This is a genomic window from Sphingobacterium litopenaei (assembly GCF_014692495.1).
GTDB lineage: Bacteria > Bacteroidota > Bacteroidia > Sphingobacteriales > Sphingobacteriaceae > Sphingobacterium > Sphingobacterium litopenaei.
Genome location: NZ_JACOIJ010000084.1, coordinates 1 through 735 on the forward strand (window position 1 = coordinate 1; position 735 = coordinate 735).

Annotated in this window: 1 protein-coding gene; it reads left to right on the top strand. The window is 36.2% G+C overall.

The window, feature by feature from the left end:
* On the top strand, window positions 1–735 hold a 735-nt coding region (locus tag H8B04_RS16875; protein WP_449449433.1), incomplete at both ends, for a Mu transposase domain-containing protein.

Genomic DNA, 735 nt, shown 5'->3' on the forward strand with positions numbered 1-735 from the left:
TGAAGCAATGGGTAAAGCGTAGTAATCGGTATGAACCTACTTTTGTAGATATGATTGAACAATGGGCCAATCATAATAACATTGCTCTTTTAGCTGCTAGACCTGCTAAACCAAAAGACAAACCTTCTGTTGAGGGAGGAGTAAGAATAGCTTATTTACGTGTCTATGGCCCCTTGCGTAATGAAACATTTACAAGTTTATTTTCTTTAAATAGTGCCATATGGGATAAGCTTAATTCTCATCATGATAAAAACTTCCAACGTAAAACCTTTAGTCGTAAAGAATTATTCTTCGACAAAGAGAAGCCTACGCTCAAGCGGATGCCAGATAATCAATATGTCGCCAAGAACTATACTAAAGGCAAAGTACAACAGAACTATCATGTAGTCATTGGTGAGGATTGGCATTTTTACAGTGTTCCCTATAAATATATTGGTAAGACTGTAAATGTTATTTATTGTACTGAATTAGTAGAGATATATAGCGAAAACAACCGAATAGCTTTTCATAAACGAAGTTATAAAAAGCATGGTTATAGTACGCAAATCGACCATTGCCCACCACACCATCAACACGTACTTAATCGTTCTTTATGGAGCCCTGAAGAGTATCTCGTTAAAGCAGAAAAATATGGTCCAGCAACCAAAGACTACTTTCAAAAAGTAATGGATAGCAAACTTATCATAGATCAAACTTATCAAGCCTGTCAAGGCCTTTTACGCTTAGCATCACTCT